Annotated in this window: 16 protein-coding genes and 2 pseudogenes; 6 read left to right on the forward strand and 12 right to left on the reverse strand. The window is 70.5% G+C overall.

All coding sequences use genetic code 11. The features are described from left to right. Nucleotides 1-7: 7 nt before the first annotated feature. The 5 genes from dapA to ACWD10_RS20085 all read right to left on the reverse strand — a co-directional run bounded on the left by dapA (nucleotide 8) and on the right by ACWD10_RS20085 (nucleotide 5534). Nucleotides 8-907, reverse strand: a complete 900-nt coding sequence (gene dapA, locus ACWD10_RS20065) for a 4-hydroxy-tetrahydrodipicolinate synthase (RefSeq protein ID WP_451092744.1) — start codon at nucleotides 905-907, stop codon at nucleotides 8-10. 127 nt (nucleotides 908-1034) lie between these two features. Further along, nucleotides 1035-2423 (reverse strand): protoporphyrinogen/coproporphyrinogen oxidase, encoded by a 1389-nt coding sequence (locus ACWD10_RS20070; protein ID WP_451092746.1) that lies wholly within the window; start codon nucleotides 2421-2423, stop codon nucleotides 1035-1037. 157 nt (nucleotides 2424-2580) lie between these two features. Beyond that, the gene (locus ACWD10_RS20075) at nucleotides 2581-3507 is read right to left on the reverse strand and encodes a glycine betaine ABC transporter substrate-binding protein (RefSeq protein ID WP_451092748.1); all 927 of its coding nucleotides are present in this window, start codon (nucleotides 3505-3507) and stop codon (nucleotides 2581-2583) included. Between the two features lie 19 nt (nucleotides 3508-3526). Beyond that, entirely contained in the window at nucleotides 3527-4429 is a 903-nt protein-coding gene (locus ACWD10_RS20080) for an ABC transporter permease (RefSeq protein ID WP_451092750.1), read from the reverse strand. Further along, on the reverse strand, nucleotides 4422-5534 hold the full coding sequence (locus tag ACWD10_RS20085; protein WP_451093016.1) for a quaternary amine ABC transporter ATP-binding protein: 1113 nt from the start codon (nucleotides 5532-5534) through the stop codon (nucleotides 4422-4424). Before ACWD10_RS20085 ends, ACWD10_RS20080 begins: the two co-directional genes overlap by 8 nt. 402 nt (nucleotides 5535-5936) lie before the next feature. Here ACWD10_RS20085 and ACWD10_RS20090 point away from each other — a divergent pair, with 402 nt between their 5' ends. Then, nucleotides 5937-7790 carry a helix-turn-helix domain-containing protein gene (locus ACWD10_RS20090; RefSeq protein WP_451092752.1) on the forward strand — a complete coding sequence of 618 codons (1854 nt, stop codon included), beginning with the start codon at nucleotides 5937-5939 and terminating at the stop codon, nucleotides 7788-7790. A gap of 88 nt (nucleotides 7791-7878) precedes the next feature. On the opposite strand, the pseudogene ACWD10_RS20095 reads toward ACWD10_RS20090, so the two are convergent. From ACWD10_RS20095 to ACWD10_RS20105, 3 genes and pseudogenes are all read right to left on the reverse strand, one after another. After that, nucleotides 7879-7980, reverse strand: a pseudogene (locus ACWD10_RS20095) (GntR family transcriptional regulator); the annotation flags it as partial. A 4-nt stretch (nucleotides 7981-7984) separates the two neighbouring features. Next, a pseudogene (locus ACWD10_RS20100) lies at nucleotides 7985-8397 on the reverse strand (helix-turn-helix transcriptional regulator); the annotation flags it as partial. Nucleotides 8398-8504: 107 nt separating this feature from the next. Beyond that, complete coding sequence (locus ACWD10_RS20105; protein WP_451092754.1) at nucleotides 8505-9737, reverse strand: PP2C family protein-serine/threonine phosphatase; 1233 nt, start codon at nucleotides 9735-9737, stop codon at nucleotides 8505-8507. A gap of 566 nt (nucleotides 9738-10303) precedes the next feature. Between ACWD10_RS20105 and ACWD10_RS20110 the strand changes: the two genes are divergently transcribed. Beyond that, entirely contained in the window at nucleotides 10304-10852 is a 549-nt protein-coding gene (locus ACWD10_RS20110) for a carboxymuconolactone decarboxylase family protein (protein ID WP_451092756.1), read from the forward strand. Nucleotides 10853-10933: 81 nt separating this feature from the next. Here ACWD10_RS20110 and ACWD10_RS20115 read toward each other — a convergent pair whose 3' ends face one another. Both ACWD10_RS20115 and ACWD10_RS20120 read right to left on the reverse strand, forming a co-directional pair. Then, nucleotides 10934-12052 (reverse strand): methyltransferase domain-containing protein, encoded by a 1119-nt coding sequence (locus tag ACWD10_RS20115; protein WP_451092758.1) that lies wholly within the window; start codon nucleotides 12050-12052, stop codon nucleotides 10934-10936. A gap of 164 nt (nucleotides 12053-12216) precedes the next feature. After that, nucleotides 12217-12993, reverse strand: a complete 777-nt coding sequence (locus ACWD10_RS20120) for a TVP38/TMEM64 family protein (RefSeq protein WP_451092760.1) — start codon at nucleotides 12991-12993, stop codon at nucleotides 12217-12219. Between the two features lie 699 nt (nucleotides 12994-13692). Here ACWD10_RS20120 and ACWD10_RS20125 point away from each other — a divergent pair. From ACWD10_RS20125 to ACWD10_RS20135, 3 genes are all read left to right on the forward strand, one after another. Further along, entirely contained in the window at nucleotides 13693-15102 is a 1410-nt protein-coding gene (locus tag ACWD10_RS20125) for a dihydrolipoyl dehydrogenase family protein (RefSeq protein ID WP_451092762.1), read from the forward strand. After that, nucleotides 15099-15641 carry a MauE/DoxX family redox-associated membrane protein gene (locus ACWD10_RS20130; protein WP_451092764.1) on the forward strand — a complete coding sequence of 181 codons (543 nt, stop codon included), beginning with the start codon at nucleotides 15099-15101 and terminating at the stop codon, nucleotides 15639-15641. The genes ACWD10_RS20125 and ACWD10_RS20130 overlap by 4 nt, the downstream gene beginning before the upstream one ends. 233 nt (nucleotides 15642-15874) lie before the next feature. After that, nucleotides 15875-16219 carry a mycoredoxin gene (locus tag ACWD10_RS20135; protein WP_451092766.1) on the forward strand — a complete coding sequence of 115 codons (345 nt, stop codon included), beginning with the start codon at nucleotides 15875-15877 and terminating at the stop codon, nucleotides 16217-16219. A gap of 40 nt (nucleotides 16220-16259) precedes the next feature. Here ACWD10_RS20135 and ACWD10_RS20140 read toward each other — a convergent pair whose 3' ends face one another. Both ACWD10_RS20140 and ACWD10_RS20145 read right to left on the reverse strand, forming a co-directional pair. Further along, complete coding sequence (locus ACWD10_RS20140) at nucleotides 16260-18734, reverse strand: heavy metal translocating P-type ATPase (protein WP_451092768.1); 2475 nt, start codon at nucleotides 18732-18734, stop codon at nucleotides 16260-16262. Beyond that, a complete protein-coding gene (locus ACWD10_RS20145; protein ID WP_451092770.1) occupies nucleotides 18731-18982 on the reverse strand; it encodes a cation transporter in 252 nt (83 codons plus the stop codon). Before ACWD10_RS20145 ends, ACWD10_RS20140 begins: the two co-directional genes overlap by 4 nt. A 167-nt stretch (nucleotides 18983-19149) precedes the next feature. Here ACWD10_RS20145 and ACWD10_RS20150 point away from each other — a divergent pair, with 167 nt between their 5' ends. Beyond that, nucleotides 19150-19578 carry a MerR family DNA-binding protein gene (locus ACWD10_RS20150; RefSeq protein WP_451092772.1) on the forward strand — a complete coding sequence of 143 codons (429 nt, stop codon included), beginning with the start codon at nucleotides 19150-19152 and terminating at the stop codon, nucleotides 19576-19578. The last annotated feature ends 38 nt before the right edge of the window (nucleotides 19579-19616 follow it).

Here is a 19616-nt window from a genome sequence, read left to right on the forward strand (position 1 = left end):
CCGTCCTTCAGCGTGCGGCCGACAGCTGCGGCAGTGTCTCGATCAGGGAGGAGATCCTGGCGGTGGTGGCGGCATCGAGGCCGAGCAGCGGCTCACGGGGCTCTCCGACGGGGAATCCGGCCGCGTTCAGGGCGGCCTTGACCGCCGGAATGAACGGAGCGGACATGATCGCGTCCATCAGCGGGTAGATCCGCGCCCACTCGGCCTGCGCGCGTGCGAGGTCGCCGTCGCGCAACGCGCGGTGGATCGAGACGAGTTCGGCCGGGATCACGTTCGCGGTTCCTGCCATGACGCCGGCGGCGCCTTCGGAGAGCGCCTGCAGAAGGAGGCTGTCCCAGCCGATGAAGGTGGAGATGACATCGCCGTGACGGTGGATCAGCTGCCCGGCCTGAGCCATGTCGGCGCTGGTGTCCTTGATGTACTGGATGTTCTCGACCTCACGGGCGAGCTGTCCGACGGTCTCCGGCGAGAGATTGACGCCGGTGGCCCCAGGCAGGTTGTAGAGCATGATCGGAATGTCCACGGCGTCGGCGACGGTGCGCAGGTAGCGCAGCGTCTCGTCGAGTGTCAGCGGCTCGTAGTACGGGGTGACCACCATCAGGACCGAAGCTCCGGCGGCCTGTGCGTGGCGGGACAGTTCGACGGCTTCCCTGGTGCTCACCGCGCCGGTCTGCGCGATGACCGGCACACGTCCGGCGACCTGGTCGATGACGGTCTCGACCACCTGGCGCCGTTCCGCTCCGCTCATCGCCGCGAACTCACCGGTGGATCCACAGGCGACGACGCCGTCGACCCCGCCGTCGATGCTGCGGTCGACCAGGCGGCGCAGTGTCTTCTCGTCGATCTGCCCGTCCGACGCGAACGGCGAGGCGAGTGCGGTCAGGACACCGCTCAGCTGTGACGACATTCTTGAGTCTCCTCAGGTGAAGCTGTGGGCAGGCATCCGCCGGGGCGTGGATGCCAGGCTCGTGGTGGCGCACCGGAGCTGCCGGGCTCCGGACAGGGCAGTTGGCTTACGACACAGGGCAGTTGGCTTACGACGCTGCGCCCACCGGCGCCAGGCCGTGCGGGGTGGTCTGCCGGTCGGTGGCCAGCAGGCTCTGGGCCTCCTGGGCGGCCGACAGGCCGGTCTGGATCGCGGTCTCGGTGTAAAGGGTGCCGAGGTAGTCACCGGCCAGGAGCACCCTTCCAGTGCGGCGGGTCAGCGTCTGCTGCAGCTGCCCGCGGCCGGGGAAGCAGTAGGGCGCGCCTGTGGGCAAGCGCTGGATCTCGGCCTCGACGACGTTGTCGGCGAAGCCGGGCAAGACCTGGTCCAGGTCATCGAGGTAGATCTGACGGATCTTGTCGTCGTCATACTCCAGCAGTTCGCGCGCCAGACTGCCCGGTGAGAAGGTCATCAGGCTGCTGCCGGGCCGACGTTCCGCTGCGTAACCGTGCACGATGTTCGACATGTTCAGCGCCACGCTGAAGGACCGCTTCGGCGTCGCGATGCCGTAGGCGTCGTCCCAGACCTGGCGCCCGGTCTCGTTGCTGAGGAACGCCGCGCTCACGTAGGGGCCGTAGACGATCTTCGACAGGGCCTCGCGTACGTCCCGGTCGAGATCGACGGCGACCCGGTGGCTGACGGTCGCGGGAGTGGCCAGGACCACGCAGCGCGCCTCGACCTCCTTCTCGGCGCCGCCCTCCCGGTAACGGACCACTACGGAGCCGTTCTTCTGGACGATCTCGTCGACGGACGCGTTCAGTTGCACCCGACCTGACAGGGCTGCGGCGATGCGCTCGGTGAGGGTGGACGGGCCGCCGAGGATGCTTTGGGAGAGGCCCGCACCGATGTTCCACACCAGGCTGAAGTAGCCGACACCGGCGCCGGCCGAGAGTTGGTCGATGTCGGCGGCGGAGCGGGTCACCGTGGGCTTGAACAGGGCCTCGGCGTCCTCGGGCAGGTCGCCGATGAAGTCCTTGAAGGAACGGTCGTTCATGAAGTCGTAGATCCGCTGCTGGCGTTGGGCTTCGGTCTCGCCCCGCCGTCGCTGCACGATACGGGCGTAGCGGGCCACGGACAGAGCGACCTTGGCGCCCGCCTTGACCATGCCGACGCGCGCCGACATCGGCATCGGAATGCGGAACGGGTAGCTCTCCACCCGGCCCTTGAGCAGCAGTTTGCCGTTCATCGACAGTCCGGCCAGCGAGCCGGGCACCGGTACGGAGTCAACTCCGGTGCTGTTCAGCAGCCACGACGTCGCCGAGTTCCCGCCGGCGTAGACGTGCCCGCCCCAGTTGAGCCAGTACGGTCCACGGCGCTCGGATCGGATGCGTCCGCCGACCCGTCCCTCCGACTCGAGCAGGAGCGTGTCCCAGTGTCGCAATCGCCAGCCGACGGCCAGTCCGGCGATGCCGCCTCCAACGATCACTACGTCCTTCACAGGTACCCTCCTGGACAAATTGCAGGTGAAGAGGTGAGCTGCTCGGTGAGGTTCGCCGCGCGTTGTCCCGTCGGCAGGCCGGCCGATACGGCAAGCAGGGCGCCGCCCGGTCCGCCCGGGCCCCCACCGGGGTGGGGGCCGTCGGCGTGCTTTGGGGCTATGCGAACCAGGAGTCGACGAGAGGCTTGTTCTCCGCGATCCACTCCTTGGCGGCTTCCTGCTCCTTGCCCTTGCCCTTCTCCTTCATCATCAGCAGCAGGCTGCCCAGTTGATCACTGTCGAACTTGAAGTTGTTCAGCCACTTGGTCAGCTTCGGGTTGTTCTTGGCGAACTCCTTGCTGGTGACCGCCTGGGCCTTGTCCGGCTTACCGAAGGCGCCCTTGGGGTCCTTCAGTGTCTTGATCGGGTACTTGCTGAACGCCCAGTGCGGCTTCCACAACGTGACCGCGACGGGCTTCTTGTTCTTGGTGGCGGACTCCAGCTCCGACAGCATGGCCGCGGTGCTGCCCTCGACGAGCTTGAAATCGTTCAGGCCGTATTCGGGCATGACGGACGTGCGGGTCAGCTTCATGAGGCCGGCACCCGCCTCGATTCCGACGATCCGGTTGCCGAACTCCTGGTTGTGCTTCTTGAGATCCTCGATGGTGTTGACGTCCTTCATGTGCTTCGGGACGGCGAGGACGGACTCGGCGGGCTCGTACCAGGTGGAGACGATTTCCAGCTTGTCCTTGTAGCGCTTCCAGTACGCCTCGTGCGTGAGCGGAAGCCAGGCATCGGTGTACAGATCCACCTGCCCGTTCGCCACGGCCGTGAAGGTGCTGGCGATGTCGAGCGACTGGACGTCGACCTTGTAGTCCCGCTCCTCCAGCAGTTCCTTCCACAGATAGGTGGTGGCGACGTTCTCGTCCCACCCGTCCACGACGGCGACGCTCACTCTTTTGCTGTCGGATTTGCTGTCGGACTCGCTGTCGCCGCCCGATCCCACGGAGGCGGTCTGGCCGCTGCACGCGGCGAGCAGCACCAGGAGTCCGGCGGTGCCGGCGGCGACGGCCAGTCTGTTCGTTCGGCGGATGTCACGGCTCATGTCGGTAACTCCCATGGGGTCAGGACGCGTTGGCGAGAGCGGCGGGACGGGCGGTCTGCTTGCGGCGGGAGGCCAGTGCGGAGCGCAGTCGGCCACGGCGGCGGCCTGGTGCGGCGAACGCGCCGGTGAAGCGGTCGAGGAAGATGGCGAGGATGACCACGGCGAGGCCGCCCTCGGCGCCGGCGCCGATGTCGAGGGTGCTGATGCCGCGCACGACGACGGAACCCAGTCCGCCGGCTCCGACCATGCCCGCGATCACCACCATGGAAAGGGCCAGCATGATCACCTGGTTGACGCCGGCCATGATCGAGGGCATGGCCATGGGGAACTGGACGTCCCGGAGCAGCTGGCGGGGTTTGGCGCCGAAGGCGAGGGCCGCTTCGACGACCTCCTTGTCGACCTGGCGGATGCCCAGTTCGGTGAGCCGGACCGCCGGGGGGATGGCGAAGACCGTGGTCGACACCACTCCGGGCACGACACCGACGCCGAAGAAGAAGACCGTGGGAATGAGGTAGACGAAGACCGGCAGCGTCTGCATGAAGTCGAGCACCGGCCGCACCGCGCTGCTGGCCCGGCTGCTGCGGGCCGCCCAGACCCCGATGGGGACGCCGATGGCGACGGCGATGACGGACGCGACGATGACCACGGCAAGGGACTCCATCGCGGGAAGCCACAGGCCCATGCCCTGGATGAGCAGGAAGGCGACCAGGGTGAACGCCGCGAAGCCCCACTTGCGGGTGGAGAGCGCAAGCAGCGTGAACACACCTGTCACCACGAGCGCGTGCGGAGCCGTGAGGACCGTCAGAACCGCGTTGATGAGGGTCACCATCACGCTCGAGATACCGTCGAAGAGCGGTCCGAGGTTCTCGGTGAGCCAGTCGACCGCGTCCGAGACCGGAGTGCCCAGGTCGATGTCAATCATGGCTGGCCTTCCGGGGGTTGGAGAGTGCCGCGAGCAGCGCCGCCTTGGGTACGACGCCGAGGAGTCTGCCGTCGTCGTCGGTGACGGCGAGGGGGACGGAGTGCCTGGCGACCAGCTTGCAGAGGTCCATGAGGGGGGTATCTGCCAGGACGTGCTGGAAGCCGTCGGTGAGACAGTCCCGGATGGCGGTCTGTCCGCTTCTGAGGGCATCACCGAGCTCGTCGTTGCCGGCGACACCGCGGATCACTCCGTCGTTGTCCAGGACGTAGACCGCGCCGGCGTCGACGTCGCCCAGTCGCTGGAGCACATCCGCGGGGCTGTCCGACACGTGGGCGGTGATGATCGGTCTGCGCATCACGGAGCCGGCGGTGATCACCCGGGACCGGTCGACGTCGGAGACGAACTCCGAGACGTAGTCATTCGCCGGCCGGGAAAGGATCTCCTCCCCCGTGCCGAGCTGGACGACACGACCGCCCCGCATGACCATGATCCGATCGCCCAGGCGCATCGCCTCATTGAGGTCGTGCGTGACGAAGACGATCGTGCGCTGCAGTTCCTGCTGCAGGCTCATCAGCAGGTCCTGCATCTCCCGGCGGATCAGGGGATCCAGGGCGCTGAACGGCTCGTCCATGAGCAGGATCTCGGCATCGGTGGCCAGCGCGCGGGCCAGGCCGACGCGCTGCCGCTGACCGCCGGACAGCTCGGACGGATAGGCGTCCGCCCGGTCACCGAGGCCCACCGTCTTCAGCGCCCACTCCGCGCGCTCCTTCCGCTCCGACTCCGAGATACCGCGGACCTGCAGGCCGTAGGCGGCGTTCTCCCGCAGCGTGCGGTGGGGGAAGAGCGCGAAGTGCTGAAAGACCATGTTGATCTTGTTGTTGCGCAGCTCGCGCAGTTCGGCGTCACGCATCTTCGACACACTGCGGCCGCCGACGAGCAGCTCACCCGACGTGGGCGGGATCAGCCGGTTCAGCATCCGCAGCAGGGTGGACTTACCGGAACCCGACAGGCCCATGATCACGAAGAGTTCGCCCGGTGCGACCTCGAAGGACACGTCATTGACAGCGAGGAACTTCTTGTCCCGTGAACGTCGGCGCCAGGGCAGCCCCTTGGATCCGGAGTCACCGACGAGGTCGAACGCCTTGGTGAGCCCCGCCGCTTGGATCACAGGACCGGGGTGTGGCGTCTCGCCATGGACAAGGGGAGGAGAATTCGTATGCAAAGACGTCGACATGTGGTTTCTCCGACAGGTGGGGAACGTAGTCGCTTCTCTGGGACGACACCTTGTGTGGAGGTGTGGGGGACGGCGCCCGCTGCGCGCGCAGATCGTGCTGGCCGAGGGCATCGGTGGTGTGATCGCCCTGCTCGGCGTGAACCGTAGGGGCCGGCAGCGTGGCCGCCCGATGGCTACGAAGTATGTGAAGGCCAGGGGCGGCCAACAATGCCCGCCCTGTCTCACCGGGCTTCGGGGCGCTTCTGAAGCAAAAGTTCGACTACAGTTGCCGCCATGGTCGGCCGCCCCCGTACCGCCGTGATCCTCACCGAGGACGAACGGGCCGCACTGCTGATGTGGACCCGCAGCCGAACCTGCTCACAGGCCCGGGCCCAGCGTGCGCAGATCGTGCTGGCGTGCGCGGACGAGCCCACCAATACCGCCGTGGCCAGGCGCCTCGGTATCTCCCGCGACATGGTCTCCAAGTGGCGTGCCCGGTTCCTCGCCGAACGCCTTGACGGCCTGGACGAGCAAGCCCGTCCCGGGCGGCCTTCCACGGCCGACGACGACACCGTGGCGCACGTTCTCGTCCGCACACTCACCCCACCACCGCCCGGTACCAGGCAGGCGTGGTCGACCCGTTCCATGGCGGCTGAGACCGACCTGAGCCAGAGCATGGTGAACCGGATCTGGCGGACGTACCGCGTTCAGCCGCGAGTGCCCGCCACGGTCGGGCCGCGCCGGGCGTGGTCCCTACCGGACCACGCCGAGGAGGTGGTCGGTCTGTTCCTGGCCCCGCCCGTGTGTGTGCTCGCCGTGACGGCCCGGACGGGGCAGAGCGGGGCCGTGGGCACCTCTGCGGCGACCGCCACGGGCCGGCTGTTCGGCCAGGACCGGCAGGTGCCCCACGTATTGGCCGTCGCCTGTGCCTTCGCGGCGCTGCGGGGCAAGCAGCGCACGCAGGACGCCCCCTGGACGGACCACCCCGCTCTGCGCGCGTTCCTGGAGCAAGTGAGGTCGGCAGCGGGGGCGGGGGCAACCGTGCACTTGCTGGCGCACGGCGTACCGGCGGAGGCATGCAGCGCACTCGGGCCGCCGGAGGCGGCCGTGCCCCCGCGCCTGCGCTGGCACCGCGCACCCGGCCCAGCGGCGTGGACCGACGAGACCCAGCGCCTTCTCGCCGCCGATGCCCAGCCCCCTCGCGAGGCCACGCACGACCTGCCCCGCCTCCGCGACGCGCTGCTGACCTGGTCCACCACCTGGGCCCCCTCCGCAGCCCCCTTCACCCGGGTCGCCGCTCCGCGCCCGACGTACGACATCCCGGCCATCTGCGGCCCTGACAACGACTCGAACGCCCACGACGCACGCGCACTCGGCGACCTGGCCATCGTCACGGCGACCCAGATCACATCCCCCGATGCTCCGCCCGGCGCCCCCAGCACCACCGACCCCGTCGTAGGTCTGCTGCGGGACGCTGTCCTCGCCGGTCCCTGCCGACCCCGCGACCGCGTCCGGGAGGCGCCGCTCGCGGCCCGCCTCGGCCTGTCACGCCGGGCCGTCCGCGCGGGGCTGCGGGCGCTGGCCGAGGAGGGCATGCTCGACCTGCTCCCGGGCGGCGCGACGGCCGTCCCCGCCGTCACGGTGAAGGACGTCCTCGATCTCTACGCCCTGCGTGCCAGCCTCGGTGCGTTGCTCATCCGGCGCATCGCCATGCTCGGCCGCGAGCACCTCGCCCCGGCCTCAGCGGCCCTGGCGGAGGTTCAGGCCGCTGCCCGGGACAATGATCACGTCCGCATGCGTGAAGTCGACCTGCGGTACCAGGACGCCCTCGCCCGTACCGCGGACCTGCCGCAGGCCGCCCTCACCTTCGAACGCCTCACGGCCCGCCTGCGTATGTTCGTCACGGTTCTGGATATGGACTACAGCACGGCCTGCGACATCATTGCCGACGAGGACACCGCCGTTCACGACGCATTGCGCGACGCCGACGGAAACGAGGCGGCCCGCCTGTGGCGGGTCAAGATCGAACGCTGCGTCCGCTACATGATCGCCCAACTCCCCGAGGACGACGTCGCCCCGCGCCTGTGGACCACCCTGGCGGGCAGGCCCCGCCTGCGCCCGGACGATACGCGGGGCGGCGCGCACTGACGCGGGGAGCCCTCGGCGAAACGCGCAGGAGGCGACCTCCAACTCTGCGGGCCCCAAATCGAGTTGGCGGTCACGGCCAGTCGGCGCTTCAGATGGCGTCGCGAAGGGCCCGTTCGAAGCCCTCGACGTGACTGCGGGCGAGCTGTGCCGCCTTGTCGGGGTCACCGGTGACGATCGCCTCGATCCACGGTTCACAGCGCTGCGGCCCACCCACCGGTCCGCTCGGTCAGCGTGCGGGCGCCGTGGCCCGACAGAGACAGGCCGTGCCTGCGCGCCAGATCGGCCGTCTCCTCGGGCCGGAGCGCCAGGTCGGCACCGCGGATCTCGGTCACTTCGCCGGTGGCGCGATACCGATGCAGCGGCAGCAGCGGCTCGGTACGGCTGACGAGGACCAGGCGCAGCCTCGCGCCCGCGTGGTGGAGTACGAACCACAGCTCGTCGGCGACCTCCGGCGCGGACACCCGCTGGAACTCGTCGAGAACGAGGAGCACCGGCTCGGCCCGGCCGTTCAAATGTGCCGCGAGCCGGGACGGCGCAGGACCTCCAGTACGTAGGCCCAGAAGACTCCCGGGGCGTTGTCCCCGGACTCGACCGTCAGCCACACCACCCGGCCCGGCAGGGGCGGCAGGCGGCTCTGCTCCTGGTTCTGGCACTGGCGCTGGCACTGGCGCTGGCACTGGCGCTGGCACTGGCGCTGGCGCTGGCCGACAAGGGTCACAGTCGGATGATGACCAGCGCCGTGTCGTCGGTGTTGCCGGTGGGTGGGAGGAGGTCGGCCAGGAGGGCGTCGGCCAGGGGCTCGGGGTCGGCCTGCCCGTGACGGACGAGGGAGTCGGCGAGCCGGGCCAGGCCGGTGTCGATGTCCTCGTCACGACGCTCGATCAGGCCGTCGGAGTAGAGGACCAGGGTGGCGCCCTCGGCGAAGGCGGTACTGGCCTCCGGCCGCGGGACGTGTTCGGGGCGCGCGCCGAGAGGCGGGTCGGTCGCCTGGTCGAGGAAGGTCACGGTGCCGTCGGGGTGGAGCAGGGCGGGTGGTGGATGGCCCGCGCTGCTGTACGTGAGGGTGTGGGTGCCCCAGTCGATGAAGGTCTTCACCACAGTGGTCGACTCGGCCCCGTCGACATGGCGGGCATACAGTCCGAGGGCCTCCAGCGCCCGGGCCGGGCCGTCGGCGACCCGGGCAGCCGCGCTCAGCGCGCTGCGCAACTGCCCCATGACGCCGGCCGCTTCCAGGCCATGGCCGACGACGTCGCCGACAGCGACCGCGATGCGGTCACCCGACAGGTCGACCAGGTCATACCAGTCACCGCACACATTCAGAGTGCCGACAGCGGGTTGGTAGCGGACGGCTGCCCGGTGGTGCCCGACCAGCGTGGGTGTGGGCAGCATCGCCGCCTGCAGGGCCAGGGCGACCTCGCGGTCACGCGCTTGTGCCCGGCGCAGGCGTTCGTTGACTTCCTGCAGTTCGCGGGAGCGAGTGTAGAGCTCGGCCTCCAGCACGCGGGCCCGGCTGCTGTCGCTGCCCGTGCCGCCGCGGGCACGGATGAGCTCGGTGACCTCCTCCACCCGGTGCACGATCAGCTCCACCCGCCCGTCCGGGCCCAGTACGGGTGCGTTGACCGGGCTCCAGAAGTGCTCCACCCAGTGGCCGGGCCGCGCAGGATCCTCGATGTCATAGCGCAGCAGCGCCATCGTGTCCCGCTCGCCGGTGGCCGCCGCGCGCAGCATCGACGCCCGGGTCTCCCGCATGCCGGCCGCTGCCGGTTCGTTGGGGTTCTCGGGGAAGACGTCGAAGATGTAGCGGCCCAGCAGCTGCTCGCGGGTGCGCCCGGCCAGCCGGAGGAAGTCTTCGTTGGCGTCGGCGTACACCAGGTCGGGAGTGAGCAGAGCCACCATGCCGGGCAGGGCGTGGAAGACGGCCGCGTAGTCGATCTGCGGTTTCCTCATGTGCTGCCCGCCTCGGCGCCGACCGTCAGTGTGCTGCTGCTCCACGATAGGAGTCACGCGCCATGGAGCCGGGCCACTGCTCCCCACGGGCCCCGGCAGTCACCTGGGCGGCCCCGTCATGCGGGTGGATGCCTGTGCCTGTGCCGCTTCCCGGAGGACGTCGGGATGACCGGCCTCCCGAGAGGCCGGTCACTGGCGTGTCGTGGCGATACGGATACGTTCCCCAGGCTCGATGAAGTGGTCGGCGTCGTACCCGCGGGTGTCGACCTGCCCCCCGGCTTCGCTCCTTCCTCACCCAGTACGCCGAAGACCGCCCACTGCTCGGAGAAACCCTGGAGAACTGGCTCCCGGAGATCAGGCCTGCGCTGCGCCTCGACCCCATGGACTCGGTCGCTGCTGGAAGAGCCGGACCCGGCCTTCGCCATCGTCGCCCCGTCGCAGGTACACAGTCGCGCGCCGTGAACGGAATGCGTCCGTCCAGCCACCGGGTTCCCTGCCCGTACGGACGCTGTGCGCAGACGTCGTCGCGGGCGTCGTCCCGCACGCCGAGGACGAGAGGACGCTTCATGCCCAGGATTCCCGTGCACACCGTGGACACTGCCCCCGAGCAGAGCCAGGAGGCGCTGTGCCGTCTGGAGAAGCAGTTCGGGAAAGTGCTCAACATTTATGGGGAGATGGCCCACTCCCCCGTCGTCCTCGCGGCGTATGCGGGGATGACTTCGGCGATCGACGAGCACGGTACCTTCGACGCCCGGACCCGGGAGGCAATCGCCCTGGCTGTCGGGGCCGTGGACGACTGCTCGTACTGCCAGGCGGCGCACACCCTCGGGGGCAAGGCGGCCGGGCTGAGCGAGGAGCAGACACTGGCGATCCGGCGCGGCGATGCCGCTTTCGACCCCGAACTGGACGCGCTGGTCAAGGTCGTACGGGAGGTCGCCGACGAGGTCGGCGAGGTCTCGGACGCCACCTGGGACGCGGCAATCGCAGCAGGGTGGACGCGTGAGCAACTGGCCGAGGCGTTCGCGCACGTCACCGTGAACCTCTACACCAACTACTTCAACTACTTCGCCCGCACCGGCCTGGACATCCCGGCCGCACCCCCGCTCGTGGGCTGAGCCACCGGGACTCGTCCATCCCCGGACGTCCTTCCTCGCGCCGGACCCGCCGCGCGTAAACGTACGACGACGGCGCGGCCCTCAGCAGCAAGCCGCCCCCGACTCCACCGCGCCCGTCGACGACGGCCCGGCGGGCGCGCACGGAAACAGGCCGAAGTGGGTTGTCTTGTCACCGGTGACGGTGAAGTGGGAGGCGTAGCGGGTGGCGGAGAGCATGTCGGCGGTGTTGCCGCAGACCAGCATGGGCTTGCCGGTGCGGAAGCGGTGGTGGTCGTCGAGGTCGAAGGCGTGCGGGTGTTCGGGGAGGGTGCCGCGGTAGACGGCGACCTGGCCGTAGTCCTCGCAGCGGTCCTCGAGGGGGAGTTTGAAGGCGCGTACGGTCTGTGAGGTGAAGGAGGCGAAGCCGATCTTCCGCTCGATCTCCGGGTCGTCGAGCGTCACCGGTGTCGTGGCCACGGTACGAGCGTCGAGGCAGCCCGTCCGCTCGATGAGGCGGCGGAAGTCCTCGGTGTACAGGGCTCCGGCGAGGCACTCGCCGACCAGGACCGGGTCCTCGAGGAGCGCCCTCGGCAGTCGCCGGTCGGCGAAGATGTCGGAGAAGTAGAGCTCGCCGCCCGGCTTGAGTACGCGGAAGATCTCGCCGAAGACGCGCGGCTTGTCCGGGGACAGATTCACCACGCAGTTGGAGACGACCAGGTCGACGGAGTCGTCCGCGATCCCGGCGGTGGCCAGATCCTCGACATAACCCTGTCGGAACTCGACATTGGCGTAGCCGAATTCCCTTGCATGCCAGTCGAGATGACGGCGCGCCACCTCCAGCTGCTCGTCGGTCATGTCGACGCCGATCACCCGCCCGGTCGGTCCGACCAACTGGGCGAGGACGTACGCGTCGCGTCCGCTGCCGCAGCCCAGGTCGAGCACGGTGGCCCCCTCAAGGGCGGGCGGGACGGGCGAACCGCAGCCGTAGTAGCGGTCCTTGACCTCCTCGTGCACCCGGGCGAGCGCAGCGGCGATGTGCGCGGGCGGGGCCGTGGTCGTACAGCAGGCGGAGGTCTTCAGGTCCGCGGAGGACGCGAGGATCTTGCCGTAGTACTCCCTGACCGCGTCCTCGACGGTGGCGTCGGGCACGGAGGAGTCGGGCACGGGCGTCGCGGGGGCGGCGGGGGCCACCTGAGATTCTTCGGTTACGTCGACCGTCATCGTTCTCCCCTGGTTCTGAGCCTGGTTCGCCTGCGGCAGACCGCCGCAGGCGTGTGTTGCGGGTCGGGAACCCGCTGTGCCGAGGTGGGCATTCCACGCCCACTCCACGCCCACTCCACGCCCACTTCACTCCCATTCCACGCCCTGCCCGAAGCTCGGCAGCGTCACTGTTCGCCGACCGGCGCGGCGGCCTCCGGCGTACGGGACCGCACGAGGCGCGCCGCCCACCAGCCACCGGCTGTCAGGACGAGCAGTCCGGCGAGGGCGAGCCACAGCTCGGGCGAGGTCGGGTCCCGCAGCGCTCCGCCCAGTCCGGTGTAGACGAGCGTGCCGGGCACGATGCCAAGGGCGGTGGCCGTCACGTAGGGCACGAAGCGGATTCCGGCCACGCCTGCGCCGTAGTTGATGAGGGTGAAGGGAAACAGCGGCACGAGGCGGACCACGAGTACGGCCAGGAAACCGCGCCGGGTGAGGAAGGCGTCCAGGCGCGAGAGGCGTCCGGTTCCGGCATAGCGGGCCACCGCTGGGCGTCCGAGCCAGCGGGCCAGGCCGAACGACAGGGCCGCACCGCCGGTGGCGCCCGCCAGGACAGTGGCCGCGCCCAGCGGGAGTCCGAACAGCGCACCGGCGGACGCCGTCAGGACCGATGCGGGCACGAACGCGGTCACGGCCAGCGCGTAGCAGACGGCGAAGACCATCGGGCCCCAGACGCCCAGCGAATCGGCCCACTCGGTGACGCTGCCGAGCAGCGTGCCGCCGCCGAGCGCGACCCAGCAGCCGAGCCCGGTGAGCAGTGCCGCGAGCGCAAGGAGCTTGCCCCAGGTTCCCCGGGATGACCGAGCCCGGCGGACACGCTCCGGCTCGCTCTCGGGCCCGCCTTCAGGTTCGCTGTCGGGCGATGAGGTCGGGGCGGGGCCGGGCCGAGTGCCGTGCGGGGTCATACGTGTTCCTGCCTCATGTGTGTTCCTGCCTCATACGTGTTCCTGCCTCATACGTGTTCTTTTGTGTTCCTTGTTCGGTGGACGCGGGACCGGTGCAGGTCAGCGGCGGGCGTACGGCGGCGACGCGGCGCAGCGGCAGTTCGAGCCGTCTGCCGGGGCGCGCCCATCGGGCGCGGCCTCGGCGAGCTCGCCCGTCGAGAGGTCGGTGCCGCGCGTCGGCCAGGTGGTACGGCCGCTCGGTGATACCGGGGCGCGTCGTGGTAGACGCTGAGGTATCGGCGCCGGTGCCGCTCGTCCATCGGGCCGCTCCTTCACTTCGCTGTCCCCACCGGGCACTTCGCCGTCCCTACCTGGCACTTCGCCGTCCTTACCGGACACTTCGCCGTCCCCGCCCGGCCGGTCGTACGCACACCCCGCTCGGCCGGGGTGAGGAACCCGCTCCACCCCCCCTGCCCATTCCCCCCATGAGTACCGGCCCACCGAGCACACGCCCCGGACAGGCCCAGGACAGGCCCAGGACACGCCGGAGTCATAACCGCCGCCGCACCCCCTCCCTCCCCGCCGAAAATTCGTGCGGGGAAGGGAAGGCCCGAGCCGTGCCGGTGGGTTTCCCTCACATGCCAGGGATCCGCCCCGGGGCCGAACGGTCCCCGGGCCGACCGCCGAAGCCCCGGAGAGCGCTGGAGAAGAACCCCATCCATGAGCACATACGACTTGGCGGTCATCGGCGGCGGGAGCGCCGGGCTGACGGCGGCGCGCACCGCTGGGCGGTTCGGCGCCCGCACTCTGCTCGTCGAGCGGGACCGCCTTGGCGGGGACTGTCTGTGGACGGGGTGCGTGCCCAGTAAAGCGCTGCTGCATGTGGCGGCCGAGGTGCGGGCCGCCCGCGGTGTGGGGGCCTTCGGGCTGCGAGCGGCGTCCGGGCCCGCCGATCTGGCGGCGGTCTTCGTGCAGGTGAAGGAGGCGATCGCGGCGATCGAGCCGCACGACTCGGCCGAGTCACTGGCCCCGCTGGGTGTGGAGGTGGCGTCTGGCCCGGCCGTTTTCACCGGGCCGCGCACGCTCACCGCTGCCGGAAAGGAGACCTCCTTCCGGTACGCGGTGATCGCCACCGGCTCCTCGCCCACCCTGGTGCCCGTTCCGGGGCTCGCCGAAGCGTCCCCGCTGACCAGCGACAGTGTGTGGGACCTGGCCGAGCTGCCGGACCGTCTGGTGGTGCTCGGCGGTGGGCCGATCGGCTGCGAGTTGGGGCAGGCGTTCGCCCGGCTCGGGTCCCGGGTGACGGTGGTGGAGGCCCTTGAGCGGCTGCTGCCGCGCGAGGAACCGCAGGCCTCGCAGGTGGTGCGCGCGCACCTGGAGGCAGCGGGCGTGACCGTGCTGACCGGGTACCGCGCGGTGAAGGTGGCCAACGGTGCGCTGCACGGTCCTGGCGGGCAACTGCCGTACGACGCACTGCTCGCCGTGACCGGCCGCCGCGGCAACACCGCAGGGCTCGGTCTGCGGGCGGCCGGGGTGGAGCTGGATGAGCGCGGGCAGATCACGACGGATGACCGGCTGCGGACAAGCAACCCGCGGATCTACGCGGCCGGGGACGTGACCGGCAAGTCCGCGTTCACGCATCTGGGTGGTGTGCAGGGCGGGGCCGCCGCGACCGACGCACTGCTCGGTGTCCGGCGGCGGATCGGCTACGACGCGGTGCCCTGGGTGACGTTCACCGACCCCGAGGTGGCCCGGGTCGGGCCGACCGCCGCCGAGGCGCGCTCCACGTACGGCGACAAGGCGCGGGTGCGCACGCTGGAGCACGACCGGGTGGACCGGGCGGTCGCGGACGGCCGTGCCGACGGCTTCACCACCTTGGTGCTCGGCCCGCGCGGCCGGATCGTCGGTGCCACGGTCGTCGCCCCGCGCGCCGGGGAGACGATCGCGCATCTCGCGGCCGCGGTCCGCCTCGGCTGGACGCCCGCGCAGTACGCCAGGACGGTGCACCCGTATCCGACGTACGCGGACGGCCCCTGGCATGCCGCGCTGCTCGACGTCTACGCGCGCCTCGAGCGAGGGCGGGGCGTCACCGGCGGGCTGCTCGCACTGCGGCAGAAGGTGCGGCGATGATCCTCCGCCTGGTCCTCGGGGCCGTGTTCGTCGCGATGGCGCTCGGCCAGCTCGTCTCGTTCGGTGCGATGCCGGGCATTCTCGACGCGTACGAGCTGACGGGTGGCGCGGCTTCGACGGCCCTTGCGGTGGCGCTGATCGTGGGCGAGGCGGTGGCCGGGGTGTGGTTCCTGGCCCGGCCGCGCTCGACGGCCGCCGTGCCGGTGTGGTGCTACACCGCGGTGAGTGTGGTGCGGGCCGCCCTCGCCGTGCAGGCGTACGCCCGTGGCCTTGTCCTCGACAACTGCGGCTGTTTCGGGCGGTATGCGACGCAGCGGCTCGGCTGGTGGGTCCTGGTGGAGGACGGGCTGCTGCTGCTCTACGCCTGGCTGCTCCTTCGCCGTACGCGAAGAGACCCGGTCGCCGCCGGGCCGGACCCCGCCCCCGCCGATCCCCGTATGCCGACCGGTGGCTCCGTAACCACCACCTCCGCACCCACCTCCGCGCAAGGAACCGCCGCACCCGGAACCTCCGCGCACAGAAAGCGGGAACAGAACTGATGGGACTCGTGGCGGCTCTGCGGGCCGTGGAACGTGCCACCCGCCCTACGTGGGTGACGAGCGACTCTGGGAGGAGCAAGGAGTTAAAGGAACCAGGGGAGGAATGCCGTCGCGCCCTGACAGCGGGAGAGCGGAATGCCGCTGCGGACCTGGCGGGTTTCCCTGCCACGCGACAGACGAGGACTCACGACGGACGAGGACTCACGACCGACGAGAACCGGGAGGCATGGGCGATGAGTGACCCCGCGGCGGCGCGGACGGTGTCGGCCGTTCATGTGTACTGGCGCCCGGGCTGCCCGTACTGCATGGCCCTGCGCCATGGCCTGAAGCGCACCGGACTGCCCGTGACCTGGCACAACATCTGGGAGAGCGACCAGGACACCGCCTACGTCCGCTCCGTCAACCAGGGCAACGAGACCGTCCCCACGGTGAACATCGCCGGTAAGCCGCTGACCAATCCCAGCGCCCGCCAGGTCCTCGCCGAGGTCCGCACCCGCGCCCCGCATCTCCTTCCGGCCGACAGCGGCGCCCCGAAGCGCCCTTGGCAGTTCTGGCGACGCCGCGGCGGGGCGGCCTGAGCGCTCCGGAGGATCGGCGGAGGGCTCGGGCCGGGCACGTTCACCTCCCGGTCGGTGCGGGGGTGCGGCCGACGCTGGCGATGGCCTGGAAGAGCAGGCTCGGCCGGCCTCCGATGGAGTTGATGAAGATGGTGGTGACCGAGGCGGCCATGGCGACCATGGCCCACACCGGGTGGACCAGGCCGGTGGTGGCCAGCGGGATGCCGATGCCGTTGAAGGTGAACGCCAGGGCCACGTTCTGTTTGACGCGGCGGTAGGAGCCGCGGCTGATCCTCCGTGCCGCCAGGACGAGGGATACGTCGCCGCCGCGCAGAACGATGATGTCGGCGGACTCGGTGGCGATGTCGGCGCCGCTGCCGAGCGCGATACCGACGTCGGCCTGCATCAGGGCGGGCGCGTCATTGATGCCGTCACCGACCATGGCCACCTTCGCCCCGCGCGCCTGGAGTTCACGCACCAGCTCCGCCTTGCCGTCCGGGAGGACTTCGGCGCGGAACTCGGTGATGCCCAGCTGGCGCGCGATGTGCGCGGCGGTACGCGGGTTGTCTCCGGTGACGAGGACCGGTTCGATGCTCTCGGCCCGCAGCGCGGCCACCGTGTGCCTCGCCTCCAAGCGTGCGGTGTCGGCGAGGGCGAGCACGCCCAGGACCTCGGCATCGCGGCTGACGGCGACCACGGTGTGGCCCTCGCGCTCCAGTTGGTGGATTTCGTCGGCCAGTGGGGTCACATCGATGTGGGCGTCCGTGAGCAGAGCGGGGCGCCCGACCCGGATCCGGTGGCCGTGGACGGTGGCGGTCACGCCGAAGCCGGTGGTGGACGTGAAGTCCCGGGCCTCGGGCACGGTCAGGCCCCGGCGGGTGGCGCCCGCCGTGAGGGCGCGGGCCAGAGGGTGTTCGGAGTGCGCCTCGGCCGCGGTTCCGGCCAGGCCGAGGAGCTCGTCCGGGTCCACTCCCGCCACCGGCTGTACGGCGGCCAGGGCGGGGCGGCCTTCGGTGAGGGTGCCGGTCTTGTCGAGGGCCATGTGCGTGACCGCCCGCAGGGTCTGGAACGCCTCCCCCGTACGCATGATGATCCCCAGATCGGCGGCCTCGCCCGCGCCGCGCACGATGGCCAGCGGGGCGGCGATGCCGACCGCGCAGGGGTAGCCCATGACCAGAACGGTCAGGGCGGCGAACACCGCCCGCCGCACATCCACCCCGTCCCCGGCGAAGGCCGCGGTTCCGGCCAGCCAACTGACCAGCGCGAGCGCGGAGATGGCTAGCACCGTGGGGGTGTAGATCCGCAGGACGCGGTCGACCAGGTGCAGAATGCCGGGCTTGAGCGCGCGGGCGTCCTCCACATGACGTACGACCTGGGCGAGGAAGCTCTCCGCCGCCGGTGCCGTGGTCTCGATCAGGAGCGTGCCGGTGCCGTTGAGGGAGCCGGAGATCACCGCGTCGCCACGGCCGCGCTCCTGCGGGATGGGCTCGCCGGTCACCAGCGAGACGTCGACGGCCGAGTAGCCCTCACTCACCCGGCCGTCGACCGGGATGCGCTCGCCGGGCCGCACCCGCACCAGGTTCCCCACGCACACCTGCTCGGCGGGGAGTTCGGCCTCGCCACCGTCCCGGCGTACCCGGGCCAGATCCGGCTGGAGGTCGAGCAGCTTCTTCACCGCTTGGCTGGAGCGGGTCTTGACCAGGAGCGACAACCACTCGGAGAAGATGTGGTAGGTGGTCACCAGGACGGATACGGCGAAGAACGCGGCCGTCGGATAGCCGGAAAGCAGCCCGGTCAGGCCGATCACGCCGCCCGCGATACCGGCGAACGCCCCGATCTCGAGCAGCACATGCTGGTTGAGGATGCCGCGCCGGGCCGCCTGATAGGCCATCCGCAGAATGTGCGGGGCGATGACCACGACCGAGGTCAGGGCGAGGGCCCCGGCCAGCCAGTCGATCAGCGTGCCCGCGAGCACTCCCGCGCCCCGCAGCACCAGAGCGGCCACGCCGGGCGCCACCACGCCCAGCGCCCCTGCAGCCGCCTTGCTGAGCCCCGCCGGGCGCAGAATCGCGAAGGCGACCGGCACGAACAGCGCCACGACCGAAGCGGGCACGAGCACCGACCAGACACCGGTGACGGTGGCGATCAGGCCGATGGCGCCGAGGGAAGCAGTGGACGCGGCGAGCAGCCGTACGCCCTCCCGCACCAGGCGGCCCTCTTCCTCCTCGAACGGGCGTGCCTTGCGGGGGTCGTTGAGGTCGTAGCCGATATCGCGCAGGGTGGCGGCGATCTTCTCGGGGTGGATTCGGGCCGGGTCGTAGTCGACCAGGGCCTGCTCGTGGGTGAGGCTCACGGCGACCCGGTGGATGCCGTCCAGTTTCCCTACGGCCTTCTCGATGGTGCCGGTGCACAGCGAGCAGTGCAGGCCCGAGATCCGCGCCCGGATCCTCGCCCGCCCCGCGACGGAGCCGGTCTCCTCGGCCCACAGCGCGTGCTCGTGTCCGGGCGCGGGCTCGGTGCGGATCCGGGTGCTCATGATGGGGCCTCCGCACGGCCGCACCGGCCGGTGACCTGGAATCCGGCCTGCTCGATGCGCTCGGCCAGCGCGTCCAGGGTGACCTCGGTGGCGTCGAAGGCCACCCACACCAGTCCGGTGCGGTGATCAGCAGTGCTCTCGCGTACGCCGTCGAGCCGGGAAAGGACCTTGCCGATGCGCTCCTCGCACCCCGTGCAGGTCATGCCCCGCACCTGCAGCACAAGCTTGCGCGGCGTGGTGTCGCTCATGGCTCCTCCAGTACTTGCTCCGGTACTTGCTCCGGTACTTGCTCCAGGGCTTGCTCCCGGGCGCTATCGCCCTGGTCGGGCTCCCGTTTCCGCTTCTGCCGGGAGCGTAGAACCTTGCCCGAGGGGGAAGGTCAAGAGCAGAGGTGAGGCGCGGGAGGTGCAGCTCGATGAAGGGCGTGACCGTGGGAAAGGCGGCCGAACTGGCCGGGGTCAGCCGCAAGGCCATCCGCCTGTGGGAAGCCAAGGGCCTGCTCCCCGAGGCCGAGCGCACCGAGGCCGGATACCGGCTCTTCGCCGAGGCCGATCTGGACGTACTGCGCTTCATCCGCCGCGCCAAGGCCCTCGGCCTGACCCTCGACGAGATCAACGACATCCTCGACCTGCAGCGCGGCGGCGCCCAGCCCTGCGGCCGGGTCACCGAGATGCTCGACGCCCATCTCGACCAGATCAATCGCACCCTGGCCGAACTGCGCCAGCTGCGGCGCGCGCTGCTCGCCGCCCGCCGCACCGCGCAGACGGTCCGCCGCTCGGGCGGTGAGGCGGTGGTGTGCCAGATCATCGAGAGGGGCACGGGCGACGACGACCCGAGCCGCTGACCGGGCCCCGGTCAGCCCCCTCCCCCCCCCCCGCTAGC

The sequence above is a fragment of the Streptomyces sp. NPDC002851 genome (genome assembly GCF_053591935.1).